This window comes from Francisella marina (assembly GCF_008369785.1).
Taxonomy (GTDB): domain Bacteria; phylum Pseudomonadota; class Gammaproteobacteria; order Francisellales; family Francisellaceae; genus Francisella; species Francisella salimarina.
In genome coordinates, this window is the sequence record NZ_CP043552.1 from 298,080 (window position 1) to 311,873 (window position 13,794).

The following is a 13,794-nucleotide window of genomic DNA, read 5'->3' on the forward strand; positions in this document are numbered from 1 at the left end:
TTATAAATTATTAGCATATTTACAGTATATAATAGAAATGTATTTATCAAGAAGAGTTTTGTGCGAAAAATATATTAAATGATGCCGTATATTAGTGTTTTTGGGTAAATTCAAGCGGGTTACCATGCATTTTTAAATATTGTTTTCCTAATAGTTTTGAACCTATATAGTTAAGATGATTTGAATCAGCATAAATGGGGATATTATTTATTTCAATATCACAGTATTTGTCACTACAGAGTACTTTTTTCGGATCTATAATTACTAATTTAGGAAATTCTTTTTTAAGTTTTTCAATAAGATTAAAAAATACTAATTGTTGTTGTTTGACAAATTCGATATTTAATTTGCATGAATTATCTCCGAAAATAAATGGTAGTTTATTTTTTTCTAATGGACAAAGATTAGTGACATCTGTGTTGAGTGTTGGAGTATCTAAAATAAGTATAGGTATACTACCATTATCTATTACTAACTTAATGGATTCTTGTATTGAGTTAATCGAACTAGAGTATAGTGCATTTGACCATTCACCACCAAGAATAACATATTTATATTTTTTTGATTTTATCAAATTAGCAATGGCCTTATTTCTATCAGTAACAGAAACATATTCAACAACATTTTTGAAAGTCGGTAAGAATGGAGTAGATTTTTGGGTTACAACGTAAGCTTTCTGGCTTATGTTATCAAGCCAAGTAGTTATCATAGGTATTTCAGATCTTGCATGAGAGTCACCTACCAACAGAAAATTAGTATTTTTAGCTTTAGGACTTCCTATTGAACAGATATTCTTATTAGGGAGTTGTTTTGATTGGAAGCTAGAGGATTGAATCATAAGGAAACAATTGTTTTGATCGATTTTATTAAATCCATAGTTATATGTTAGTTTATTTTGATCAATAAGATTTGAGGAGTTAAAACCAAATTTATCATTAGTTGAGGCTATATAAAAGCAGCAAGCCAAAATTAGAGGCATTATCCATAGTAGTATAAAGCTTTTAGTAAAGCTAAGCTTATATTTGTGTCTAAAGGGTTTTTCTACAAATAAATACGTTAATGTAGCAAGGGCTAAACTAATAGTAAAAATTATGATACATATAGTGACAGTTTTATTGATACTTAAATAGTTAACATAAGCAATAATAGGCCAATGCCATAAATATAAAGAATATGAGATAAGACCTATAGCCACAATAGGTTTTAGAGAAAGTATTCTATTTATAATAGGTATATGATTAGTATTTGCGCCAGAATATATATAAATAGTCGCCCCAATACATGCAGTAATAGTCCAAATACTTGGGAAACTCACATTAATAAAAAATATAGGTGCTATCATCATTAAAGCACCTATTACAGAGAGTATATTAAGAGTCAGTTTGTTATTGTTTAAAGTAGCTGAATTATTAAGGTATATGGCTAAGCAGCAACCAAATAAAAGTTCGAATGCTCTATGAGTTGGAAAGTAATACCATCTGTCAGAGCTCAGAATATATAAATTAAATTCGCCAGAAAGGAAAATCAAGCAAGATATAACTAGCAATATTATTGAAGTGGCTAGAAGTTTTACTTTTGCTGAAAATCTTAGTTTAAATAATAGTATTAAGATTAATGGCCAGATCATATAAAACTGTTCTTCTACACCTAAAGACCATGTATGAAGTAATGGTATTATTTGCGAGTTTTGACCGAAGTAACCAAAATCAAGTTTTACAAAGAAATAGATATTAGAAAAGGATGCTATTGCACTAACAAGTGATTCGGCGTAGTCTATTAAATCTTGTGGTAGTAATATAAGCCATGCAAAAAAAGTAGAGAAAATTAAGACAACTATTAATGCAGGTAGAATTCTTCTAATTCTTCTTAGGTAAAAGTTTTTGATAGAAAAACAATTGTTTTGTAGATCTCTAAGAATTATAGCTGTAATTAAATATCCAGAAATTACAAAAAATATATCTACACCAAGAAAGCCAGATTTAATCCAACTTATATTTAGATGGAATAGAACTACGGATAACACCGCAAAAGCCCTTAATCCATCTATATCTTTTCTATACTTTATATTGCTCATTAGTACTTTTTATAAGAGTTTCTATATATTATGATACATTTTTATTGGTTTTTATAAAATATAATTTAATTTGGGTGCTAAGAATCACTTTTATCAGTCTTTATTTAAGTATAGAGATAATATAGACTTCTTAAAAAGGTTTATTATTTATAGTATTGATGAAAATTTCACGTACAAATGTAATAATAGCTATTTTGATAATAGCTTTTTTCTTTGTTATAAACTATTTACAGCCCTTAAGAGCTGATGATTTTGGTAGAGCTTATACCGATGCTCTTGATAAGGGTTTTATCATATATCTTCGTGGTATTGCATCAAACTATATTCATTGGACGGGGCGGATATCAGCACAGGCATTAATTTATCTGTTTTTGAGTAAGAAATATATCCATTTATCAGTATTTATGATCAATATAATTAACTCGATATGTTTTTATCTGTTTGTGCTATATTCATATAAAATAGTAAGGTTTAAAACAAAAGTTGAACTATTTTCGAAAGACTTTTTAATATATATTTTCTTTTTTATCTTTCTTTTTTATCAAACAGGATTTATTGCTAATGTTGTCTGGAAAACAGCGGCGGTACAGTATTTTTGGGGTATAACACTTTTAGCTATCTTTTATTACATATCAGTAGTGAAAAATAAGCAGAACATATGGTTTAGTTTATTCACAGGTTTTTTTATTGGTTTATATAATGAGATATTCGTTGGTGTCGCAATTATCTTGTGTTTGGCATACTTTTTAAATCAAAAGCTTTCTCAAAATCAAATAAACAAAAATATATTATATTTTTTTATAGCTTGTGTGGTGGGGGGTATAATTTTGATAGCAGCCCCTGGTAACTATGTAAGACTAAACACAATGTCGACAGGAGAGCATTTTTCTATTTTAAATCAGCTCATAAATTTTGTTACACAAATTGTAACAAAACCTGGCGATACACTTATTCCTATGTTGATGTTATTGATATTCTTAGTTCTTATTTTTACAAACAAAAATATCACTAGGAAAGCTTCTTTTATATACGGGGTAGCAATTGCGTCTTCAATATTTGTATTGACGCCAGTAACTAAGTCTTATGATTTGAATCAAAGAGTTTTATTAATTTATGATGCAGTATTTTTTATAATAATGATGCAGCAATTTTATAATCATAGTACTAGTTTTATTCTAAAGTTAAGGCTACGATTAAATTCTTTAAGTGGGATGTTTTTAGTATTACTAGTAATGCAACTCGTATTAATGGTAAGTATTTATTTTGAAATATATAAGTTTGAAAGATATAGAGATACTTTGGTTACATATTATCAGCAAAATGAGATCCCTGATCCTACCTTACCGATGATTCCTGAATTTAGTCAAATAACTTTTATAGATGATATCACATCTGATGAAAAAGCTTATAATAACGATGCTTATGCTAAGTTTTATGGTTTTGATAAGGTTTATGGAAAAGAATTAGGCTAGAATGTCGAACAATTTCTCTAATGTGATTTCTTGTTTTTCTTGAGTTTTACGATTTTTATATTCAACTAAACCTTGTTCAAGCAGTCTGTCGCCGATCACTACATGATGAGAGTAGCCTATAAGATCAGCATCTGCAAACATCACACCAGGTCTTGCGCCTCTATCATCTAAAATAACATCTATTCCTTTTGCGAGTAACTCTTGATAGAGTTTGTCAGCTGTTTGTTTGACATTTTCAGATTTGTTATAGTTGATTGGTAATATTGCTACTTGATATGGAGCGATAGCCTCTGGCCAAATGATTCCATTTTCATCATGAGACTGTTCAATTGCAGCAGCCATTACACGCGATACTCCAAAACCATAGCAACCCATGAGCATAGACTTAGGCTTGCCATCTTGACCAATTATATTGGCATTCATTGGTTTTGAATAAACATCTTCAAGCTCAAAAATATGTCCAACTTCGATACCGTTTGTGAGCTCTAGAGTTCCATTACTATCTGGAGATATATCTCCTGTAACTACGTTTCTAATATCGGCAATTTGATAACTAGTGATATCTCTATCCCAATTCACATTTGTAAAATGATAGTCATCTTCATTTGCGCCACAACAGATATCTTCAATCATCATTGCACTATAATCAGCTATAATTTGTACAGGACAGTTAACTATCCCTAATGAACCCGGATTAGCATTAAAAATAGAGAAAATTTCATCTTTGGTTGCAAGAGTGTATGGTGCTACAATTTGTTCGAGCTTATTGATTTTTGTCTCGTTAAGTTCATGATCTCCTCGGATAACTAAAGCGAAGAAGTTACCTTTAGCATCTTTTATAACCATAGTTTTGATAGTTTTTTTGATATCAAAATCAAGTTCACTACAAAGTTTTTCGATAGTCTTAATATTTGGAGTATGAATTTTTGTTATAGTATTCTCAGAAACTGCTCTTGTGCTTAAATCTGGTTTTGCATAGGTTGCTAACTCAATATTTGCGGCATAGTCAGAGCCATTGCTATAACATATAATATCTTCACCAGCATTAGCTAATACACGGAATTCGTGACTGTTATCACCTCCAATTGCTCCAGTATCTGCACAGACGGGACGATAGGCTAAGCCAATTTTATCAAGAATTTTACAATAAGTTTCATACATCTTGTTATAAGTGTTATGTAAACACTTACTATTTTCATGAAATGAGTAAGCATCTTTCATGATAAATTCACGGGCACGCATCACACCAAAACGAGGGCGGATTTCATCCCTAAATTTTGTTTGAATTTGATAAAGATTTAGAGGTAATTGTTTGTAACTCTTGATAGTATCACGAGCCATGTCTACAATTGGCTCTTCATGGGTTGGGCCATAGCAAAAATCTCTTTCATGTCTGTCTTTTAGCTTCAGAAGCTCAGGGCCAAATTTATCCCAGCGGTGAGTTTCTTGTAATAACTCAGAAGGTAGTACACTTGGCAGTAATAACTCACTTGCTCCAGCTTTATTCATCTCTTCACGGACTATATTCTGGATTTTCTGTAGAACTTTTAGTCCTACAGGCATCCATGTATAGATTCCTGAAGCAAGTTTTTTTATCAGGCCAGCTTTTAGCATGTATTGATGGCTAGTAAGTACGGCTTCTTTAGGAAGCTCTTTTGTAGTAGCAATAAGGGTATGTGTAGCTTTCATGACTATCTAAGTTTCAAAATAAAAATATGAGCTAAATTATAGCAAAAAAATAATTATAAAATATAAAAATTGACTCTAGATGAAGGAAGTTAAGGAGATATGAAAAAACTAAGGAGTATCACCTAGAGTAATCTTTATATATTAAGACTCAATCAAACCAAAGTCTGTAAATTTTTGGATATGATTTTGCTTAGGATTTTATATTCTATACTTAATAAATTTTATGTCAATTATTTTTTATAGACTTAACAACCAATAACTATCTGGATCAGATGGGCAAAGATGTGGACCACATTCAATAAATACACTTATTGTATTGGCAAGAGTTAAAGCTAGTATCAAGAATATTGCTACTTTAGCGAATAGACTTAAACTTTTCTTTTTATCTTCATTTGGAGTAAAGAATCCACAAATAGTCGCATATATTATAAAAATAATACTTATAATAAAATTCCAAGTATACATATGTAGTGAGAATACAGCATCTCCATAATTTCCAGTGCCAGGAACAATATGTAAAAGTATTTGTGTCATTGCCATTGCAGCATTTAGGATCGCTACTAATGTTATGAACAGATAGTTCTTGTATTTATTACCATGAGTCAAATTTAGTAGTAACCCAAAAGTTAATAAGCTCAGTGACATTCTTTGGAATACACATAAGGCACAAGGCAGTTCTTGGAAATAAAGTTGATAATAAAAAGCCATTGCTAATACAACACTTATACCAATAATAGCTATAGAGTCGAATAAATCTAAAATATTATCTTTCATAGCTAGCCCCTTAAAGTTGAATATTTATATATCGAATTGTATGAGGAATAAATACTACTAGTAATAATCCCAAAGACACAAGGAAAAGAGAGGTAGCTAGCTTATGCTTATTTGTTATAGCAAATATTAAGCTAAGAAATGTTGTCAAAAATATTAAAAATATCATGCTATTAAACTTTTTAAAACTTTAATGCTGGGATTATAGTCTTACTTTAAGTATAAGTGAAATTGAAAAAAATTAATTGTGTTATAAGTAAAACTGATGTTTTAATTCTGAGCACACTTAGGGCCATCTAGAATTCATAAATTTAGAGATAAGAAAGGAGGAGAAAAATATAAACTACTAAACAGCCCTAAGTAAAAAACTTTTAGTACGATGGAAAATTTTTCTTGAAATTGTTTGGCTCCCCGAGACGGACTTGAACCGCCGACCAATTGATTAACAGTCAACTGCTCTACCGACTGAGCTATCGGGGAACTTGTGAGGTATTATATGGCTGTTTTGTTATACTGTCAACAGTATTTTTAGTTTTTTTGAGAAAATATGATGTTTTATCAAGTTTATATGAATTTTGGTGTGTGATAACATATCATAAGTTTCAAAACATCATATATTTAAAATAGTAATAGTTAGTATGGAAAATCAAGTTATACAAAGACAGCAAGAATTAGTTGAAGAGTTATCTTTTTTTGAAGATTGGGAAGATAAGTATGATTATGTCATATCATTGGGTAAGCAATTACCAGAGTTTCCTCAAAATAAAAAAATTGAGGAGAATTTGGTTAAAGGCTGTCAATCCCAAGTCTGGTTCGACAGCAGTATAAAAGATGGTAAGTTACATTTTATAGCTACCAGTGATGCATTGATTGTTTCAGGGTTGATTGGAATGCTACTAAGAGTATATAGTGAAGCAACTCCAGCAGATATACTTAATTCAGATACTAATTTTATTAAGGAAATTGGTTTTGGCAATAATTTGAGCTCTACAAGAGCTAATGGTCTAAAGTCAATGCTTGATTATATCTATGCAACTGCACAAAAAAACCAGTAAATGAAAATACTTGTTTGTAGACCTAAAGATGATGCTGATATTCTCTCAAAGCTATTAATATCTAAAGGCTATGATACTGTATGCTTACCATGTATTAATATTGATTATATAAATGTTGAAAGTTCAGTGTTGAGCTATACAAGTTATATATTTACTAGCAAATATGCTGTAGAAAGCTTATTTGCTCAATATAATCCTGAATTGTTCGACGGTAAAAAAATTTATAGTGTAGGTCAAAGCACCGCAAAAACTCTAAAAAAATATGGTTTAGATGCTACATATCCACATGATCATGGTTCACAAGAGCTTTTGAAGCTAATCTTGAAAGAAGATGTTTATGATGATAGTTTTGCGGTTATCTCTGGGGTTTCTGGAAATGAATTGCTTGTCAAAGAAATATCGCAACTAACAAAGTGCGATAAATTTGAGACTTATCAGAGAGTTTTTGAGAGTGTTGCTACGCTTAGTCAAGCGTATTTAAAATTCATTGATGATGGTATAAATCCTAATGTTATTGTCACCACAAGTATCGATATTTTTAAGTCTTTGAATAGGATTTTTGGCGAAATAGTAGCTCCTAGAGCTGCAATTGTTACCATAACAAGTCCAAAAATGCTAGAATTTGTTAATGAACAAGGCTTTGAAAATACTTTAAGTCTTGAAAGATTAGACAATGATTATATCTGTCAAAAAGTACGAGAACATATAGAGGCAAAAAATGTCACAAGAAAAAAATATTCAGCAAGAGCAAGCGAATGACGCTGCTGATAATGTTGCTCAAAAATTAGAACCAATTAAAAATAAATCTTCGTTTAACATCTTGTCTAAAATTAGCATAGTTGTATCTTTAGTGGCCCTTGGTTTGGCTAGCTACTCTGTTATTGATTTTGAAAGAAGTGATAACAAGCTTGGTGTTAATGATCAAGCTTTAGCTAGTTTGCAAAATCAACTTGAGTCGCTTAAGTCTTTACAAACTGAGCAAAAAGAAGCTATCAATGACCTTGGCGAACAAAATGATTTTTTAACACAAAATATTAAAGCGACACAGTCGCAGGTTACTACTTTAGGTAATCAAGTGGCAGTTCCGACTAAGGACTTGTATTTGCAGATGAGTATAGTAAATATTCAGTCGGCTATTAACTACTTAGTATTAGCTAAAGATGTTGCAGTCTTTGATGGTGATGCTCAAAAGGCTAATGAGCTGGTTGATAGTGCATTTGATAAAATAGAGGCTAGTGGAGTTGCAACTGTAAGTGTTAGTGAGCGTCAAAAGATAAAAGATACATTAGGGGAAACTTTGTCAAAAAGTGACGTTATTAAACATTTTATTTCTATCCAGCAGCAGTTTAGTAAGCTTAAATATATTACTCCAGAAGATATTTCTGCTGATGTTAATACTTCTTCACAAAGTAACTATATGAAGCTTTTGCACTCAGTAGTTGAGATACAGAATATTCCTGAGAATCAGACTCTTGTTGCTACAAATCAAGCTAAGCAAGTTGTTTCAAGTAATCTGTATAACTCATTGATACAGTTACAGAGTGCTATGTATAGCAACGATCAAGGTAGTATTGATAAGGCCAAAGACAATCTTATTGCTATTATCAATCAATATTTTGTACAAGATAACAATGCAAAAGAGCTTAAAAAAGATATCAAAAGCATTAACTCTCAGAATTTAGATAATGTAGATAGTAGTTTAGATAAAGTTATTAATCAGCTATCTGAACAACAAAATAAGCTTTTGATAAAAGAATCAAGTCTAACTAAAACTAATGTAAGTGCACAAGGAAGTGATAAATGATAAGAGTCTTAAAACTTATAATAGTTGTTGCTCTAGCTACCTTGATTGGTATATGGGCGACTAAAAATCATGGATATATTATGTTAGTGATGGCCGATAAAGCTATCAAAGTAAACTTAGTTGCCTTTGTATTTATCGTTTTTGCACTATTGTTTGCCTTAGTTTTTGGCTTTAGGATAATTAAACTAAGTTTTCAGTTTCCTTATTTGTTGTTTAATTGGCTTATTGGTTTGTTTACAGTAAATAAGCAAGAAAGATTTGCAGATTTATTTGCTGATATGGTTCTAGAAAATAATAGAATAACTAATAAGTTGAGCGTTTCAAGTATTGCTAAAATTTCTCCGAGATCTTTCAAGGATTATGTGCTTTTTAGAAAAATTTGTATGATTGCTAACAGTAAAGATATCAAAGAATTAGATAAAGCTCTGAAGCAGATTAATGGTGACACAATCGTATATAAGTTCTTTGAGGTTTATAAGCTTTATCTGGTTCAGAAACTTTCAGAAGCACGCACGAAAGTAAGCTTACTTTTGGAGAGAAATAATTGTAGATTCTTACCTAATATTGCAAATCTGGCTGGAGATATTGCTTTAGCTGATGAGGATGCGGTGTTTGCGCTCAAAGTCTTGGAGAAATATGATGTTTATCTCAAGCAAGATCTTGGCGAGAAGTTAATTGTTTTAGCTCTAAGAAAAGCTAAAGATGTTGATGAATTATCAGATATTTATAATAAGGCAGAAACAACTAATACAATAAGTAGGGTGTACCTAGAACAACTTGTTGACTTTGAAGAAGTTGTTTTGGCTGAGAAATTTGCTAAAAAGCAGTTAGCAGGGGGCAACATTTTGCCAGAGATGCTAAAAATTTATGCTAACGCATTTAGCATTCCGATAGCTAAATTATCTGAGAAAGTTCTTGATAGAGCTAATCACGACTATGATAGTATTCTTATGTTGCTAGAGCTTGCGACGATTAAGTCAGATAATTATAGTTTTAAAATAGCTTATGATTATATCGAAAGACATATTAAGGACTTGCTAAGTACTACACAACTAGAAAGATACCATCATATATTATGTAAGTTTTTTATAAAAAATGGCGATGTGGCAGGCATAGATATCTCAGCTACACAATTAATTTATCGAAATAACTAAAAGGTATGTTTAAATGCAAGTTAAAAGATGGTTTTTGAATAATAGTTTGAGAAATTATCAGTATTTATTATATGATGATAGTCACGCTATTGTCATAGATCCTCTCAAAGCAGATATATTTGATGATTTTATCAAACAAAATAATTTAAAGCTCGAGGCAATACTTATTACACATAGGCATGGTGATCATATTGCAGGTGTCAAGAAATTGCTTGAGATTTATCCAGGTACTAGAGTATATGCTTATGCTGATAATGATCTCTTTAAGCCAGATGTTTATGTCGATGAGGGAGATTTTATAGATTTTGGATTTACAAATTGTAAGGTAATGTATACTCCTGGGCATATTGATGATCATGTATGCTTCTTGTTTGAAAAAGAGAAGGCTCTTTTCTGTGGAGATACTTTATTTAATGCCGGAGTTGGCGGTGTACATGCAGCATCTGCAGATGTGGGACAGTTATATGACTCATTAGCCAAGATTTCTGACTTAGATAAAGATATAAAACCATATCCTGCTCATGATTATTGGCAAAATAATCTGGATTTTGCACTTAGTATACTGCCTAATGATGAATCTTTTAATTATTATAGAAATCAAGTTGCAGAGCTTGCGGCTGAACATAAGCCGGTTGTGAATTTAGCAGAGGAGAGTAAGCTTAATATTTTTATTAGATCAATTGATGATGAATCTTTACTACGAGCTTTGCCTGAGTGTTCATTAGGAAAGGAGATGTTTGTTAAGCTTAGAGAGTTAAAGAATCAATTCTAAACCTAGTCTTTAGAAGTCTTATTGCTTGAGGATTCCTCCGAATTGTCTGAAGATTTGTTTTTAGAATCTTTCTGAGCATCTTTGGGTTCAATTTTTGTTCGACTTATTTCGCGTGGGAAACCTCCATTTAAACCAATTCTCTGAAGCTTGATTATATCCGGAGCCATCGCGCGTTTGCTATCATAAGGTCCTATATACATTCTAATCCAACTGCCTACTCGCTGGAATTGTGGGTTAAGACCATCCTCTTTCATTTTTTTAACATACCAAGATGTTTCATCCATATTTCTGAATGAAGCAATTTGGTAAATATATTTATATTTATACTGAGCTCTTTGTGCATCAGGTTGAACATCGACTTCAACACTGTCATGTTTAAGGCTATTGTAGAATGTAAACACCATTTTTCCGCCACTACCACTTTCAGTAAAGTCTGGCTTTTGATCACTGTTTGTTGAATTGGTTTTGGTATTATCTTCTGTGCTATCTTGCTCTTTTATTGAATCGCTGTTTTGATCCGCTTGAAGTTCTACTTTTGCTTTTTCTTCTTCAGCCTTTACTTTTTTTAGGTGTTTGTTTATAAGTTTAGATGCTACAGCTATTACCAATAAGCATACTACAGCTATGATTACTATTTTCTTTCTCTTGGAGCCACTAGGTCTTTGTGGCTCTTTGTTATTTTCTTTTGTAGGCTTTTTAGGGATATCTAATCTTGATAGATCTTTCATAAGTGTAATTTTTTTAATAAATCCATTAAACTTGGTAGGCGTTTAATATCATAATGTTATACTAAAGAAAGATTATAAATAATACTTAAGTAAATATATAGAGTTTTGTTATTAGTTGTACTAAAAATAGTATATTTGTTGAAAATGTTTTCTAAAATATATTGTGATTGTTGAAGACTAATATATAAATAATATAATTAGCCTTAGAGAATTGCTGGTCTATGAGATAAATTCCAGCTTACTTTTAGGAAAGTAGATTAAACTAAATTTTTTAAAAAAAGAGGACATATAATGCGTTTGCAGAAAAAAATATTATTAACATCTTTGTGTATGGCTACTTTTATAGCAACAAATTTATATGCTGCAACAGATGCTCAGGTTTCTAAGCTAACTAGCCAAGAAAAGTTTGATAATAAAGAGATGCTTATAAGTAACTTAGATTCTTTATTTGCATATCAAACAAAAATAACAGTTGGTAATGTTTCGCAGGATAAAAATGGTAATTTAGTAGCAACAGATATTTGGATTATAAGTAGTGATTCAAAAAATCCAAATATTAGTATTAATAAAGCTATATTTGAGGGACTGAAGGCAGGAGAGACTGTTAAGAATAGTTTTCATATAAAAATAGAAGGCTTGAGTGTAGCAAATTTGGCAACAGCGGTTGCTAATAGTAATGTGGTTAGCTCAAAGACAGACCCTAAAGATCTTGCAAATAATCAAGGTCCATTTGCTATTATAATGAATGATGTCGGTCAAGGAATATATAATCTTGACATTAACTATGATTACGATGAGAGTACTATTAATTTTGTATTGAACTCAACCATTGGCAAAAAAACATTTATAAAAGCAGATGCAAAATTAAAAGATATAGATTTATCTGGTACTGAAGTTGACATGGACTTCTTAGCATCGTTAGTTACAGAGTGTATGAATTCGAAGATACAAAATCTTAGTTTTGATGCAAACTTCTCAGAAGTTCTAAAAGAGGTAACAAGTAAATATCTTGGTAAAAAGTATAAACAAGATCCAGTCCTTGATATAAATGGTAAGTTAGGTAATAAGCCAGGAGAGCTTGTATTAAACCTTGACGGTAAGCTAGGGACTAATAATTATGGTAAATATAATATTGTAATTGAGGGTATAGATCTAGATAGTGCTTCTATCAATGAAATTGTTGATGGAACTGGCAAGGCTTTGGATAATGCTTATGTACAGTCTAATAGTGCGGATTCAAAAATTCAGCTTAATTTTCAGAAGGATTTTTTCCCAGAGAAGTCACCAATAAGAGAAGTGTTTTCAATACTTGATACTAATAATATCAATATAAAAATTAATTCAGATCGTCAATTTAAGAATAATAAATATAATACTAATTTTGATATACAAGCAGAGGGATTAGCAAGTCTAAAGGGTAGTGCTGAAGCTATGGTAAATGACAAATTAAGCTTATTACCATATTTAGGTGCCGGAGCTCAAGATCAAAAAGATTTATATGATTGTGATAATGAATTATGTTTGAAAAGTGTAGATGTTACATTTGCTAACTATGGGTTACTTGAAAAAATTGCTAGACTTGCAAATCAAGATCCTAATACAACGCCACAGCAGATATTAGGCTCATATGGAGCATTGTTACAGCTTTTTGCTGTACAACAACAAGATAGGTTTTTACAGCAGGTACTATCATCATTTGCAATGTTTTTACAAAATCCTAAAAATATAAGTATACATGCGAAAGCGAATAAACCAGTTAATGAAATGGCTTTATTAAATATGCTGGTTAGTGATGCAAAAACACTAAAAAGAAATAATCCTATCAAGAATAATGGTAACGTTGATTTGAGTAAGAGCCCTAATGTCAAACTTATAAATAATATTCAAAATCTCTTCAAGATTAGTTTTGATGTTAATCAGAACTAAAAATTAATATTTCTTGAAAATTAAAGCTATATCTCTATTGACAACTTTTGAAAATAAGGTAATATATCACCCTATAAAGCGGGAATAGCTCAGTGGTAGAGCACAACCTTGCCAAGGTTGGGGTCGCGAGTTCGAGCCTCGTTTCCCGCTCCATACTCTTAGGTTTGTGTGGCTGAGTAGCAAAATGGTTATGCAGAGGCCTGCAAAGCCTTGGACGCCGGTTCGATTCCGGCCTCAGCCTCCACTAACTGCCCGGGTGGTGAAATTGGTAGACACAAGGGACTTAAAATCCCTCGGAGCTTAACCTCCGTGCCGGTTCGAGTCCGGCCCCGGGCACCATTATTAGTCA

Annotated in this window: 11 protein-coding genes and 4 tRNA genes; 10 read left to right on the forward strand and 5 right to left on the reverse strand. The window is 31.4% G+C overall.

Annotated elements, in window-relative coordinates; all coding sequences use genetic code 11:
• Positions 1-91: 91 nt before the first annotated feature.
• The gene (locus tag F0R75_RS01530; RefSeq protein ID WP_149368595.1) at positions 92-2,074 is read right to left on the reverse strand and encodes an acyltransferase family protein; all 1,983 of its coding nucleotides are present in this window, start codon (positions 2,072-2,074) and stop codon (positions 92-94) included.
• 158 nt (positions 2,075-2,232) lie between these two features.
• Here F0R75_RS01530 and F0R75_RS01535 point away from each other — a divergent pair, with 158 nt between their 5' ends.
• Positions 2,233-3,546 carry a DUF6056 family protein gene (locus F0R75_RS01535; RefSeq protein ID WP_149368594.1) on the forward strand — a complete coding sequence of 438 codons (1,314 nt, stop codon included), beginning with the start codon at positions 2,233-2,235 and terminating at the stop codon, positions 3,544-3,546.
• On the opposite strand, the gene F0R75_RS01540 is transcribed toward F0R75_RS01535, so the two are convergent.
• From F0R75_RS01540 to F0R75_RS01555, 3 genes are all read right to left on the reverse strand, one after another.
• Complete coding sequence (locus tag F0R75_RS01540) at positions 3,538-5,235, reverse strand: proline--tRNA ligase (RefSeq protein WP_149368593.1); 1,698 nt, start codon at positions 5,233-5,235, stop codon at positions 3,538-3,540. The two genes, F0R75_RS01535 and F0R75_RS01540, sit on opposite strands and share 9 nt — an antisense overlap.
• A 237-nt stretch (positions 5,236-5,472) precedes the next feature.
• Complete coding sequence (locus F0R75_RS01545; RefSeq protein WP_149368592.1) at positions 5,473-6,009, reverse strand: disulfide bond formation protein B; 537 nt, start codon at positions 6,007-6,009, stop codon at positions 5,473-5,475.
• Between the two features lie 401 nt (positions 6,010-6,410).
• Positions 6,411-6,486, reverse strand: a tRNA-Asn gene (locus F0R75_RS01555).
• A gap of 158 nt (positions 6,487-6,644) precedes the next feature.
• Here F0R75_RS01555 and F0R75_RS01560 point away from each other — a divergent pair.
• The 5 genes from F0R75_RS01560 to F0R75_RS01580 are packed head-to-tail and all read left to right on the forward strand — an operon-like array spanning position 6,645 to position 10,791.
• Positions 6,645-7,061 carry a SufE family protein gene (locus F0R75_RS01560; RefSeq protein WP_149368591.1) on the forward strand — a complete coding sequence of 139 codons (417 nt, stop codon included), beginning with the start codon at positions 6,645-6,647 and terminating at the stop codon, positions 7,059-7,061.
• The gene (locus F0R75_RS01565; protein ID WP_149368590.1) at positions 7,062-7,820 is read left to right on the forward strand and encodes a uroporphyrinogen-III synthase; all 759 of its coding nucleotides are present in this window, start codon (positions 7,062-7,064) and stop codon (positions 7,818-7,820) included.
• Entirely contained in the window at positions 7,780-8,865 is a 1,086-nt protein-coding gene (locus F0R75_RS01570; protein WP_149368589.1) for a hypothetical protein, read from the forward strand. The genes F0R75_RS01565 and F0R75_RS01570 overlap by 41 nt, the downstream gene beginning before the upstream one ends.
• Positions 8,862-10,019, forward strand: coding sequence for a heme biosynthesis protein HemY (locus tag F0R75_RS01575; protein WP_149368588.1), 1,158 nt, complete (start codon positions 8,862-8,864; stop codon positions 10,017-10,019). Before F0R75_RS01570 ends, F0R75_RS01575 begins: the two co-directional genes overlap by 4 nt.
• A 13-nt stretch (positions 10,020-10,032) precedes the next feature.
• Entirely contained in the window at positions 10,033-10,791 is a 759-nt protein-coding gene (locus tag F0R75_RS01580) for an MBL fold metallo-hydrolase (protein WP_149368587.1), read from the forward strand.
• A gap of 2 nt (positions 10,792-10,793) precedes the next feature.
• On the opposite strand, the gene F0R75_RS01585 is transcribed toward F0R75_RS01580, so the two are convergent.
• Positions 10,794-11,519: an SPOR domain-containing protein gene (locus F0R75_RS01585; protein ID WP_149368586.1), complete on the reverse strand. Its 726-nt coding sequence runs from the start codon at positions 11,517-11,519 to the stop codon at positions 10,794-10,796.
• A 291-nt stretch (positions 11,520-11,810) separates the two neighbouring features.
• Between F0R75_RS01585 and F0R75_RS01590 the strand changes: the two genes are divergently transcribed.
• The 4 genes from F0R75_RS01590 (at position 11,811) to F0R75_RS01605 (ending at position 13,784) form a co-directional block, all read left to right on the forward strand.
• The gene (locus F0R75_RS01590; protein WP_149368585.1) at positions 11,811-13,445 is read left to right on the forward strand and encodes a hypothetical protein; all 1,635 of its coding nucleotides are present in this window, start codon (positions 11,811-11,813) and stop codon (positions 13,443-13,445) included.
• A gap of 78 nt (positions 13,446-13,523) precedes the next feature.
• A tRNA-Gly gene (locus tag F0R75_RS01595) sits at positions 13,524-13,598 on the forward strand.
• A gap of 17 nt (positions 13,599-13,615) precedes the next feature.
• A tRNA-Cys gene (locus tag F0R75_RS01600) sits at positions 13,616-13,689 on the forward strand.
• 6 nt (positions 13,690-13,695) lie between these two features.
• Positions 13,696-13,784 (forward strand) — tRNA-Leu (locus F0R75_RS01605).
• Positions 13,785-13,794: the final 10 nt, after the last annotated feature.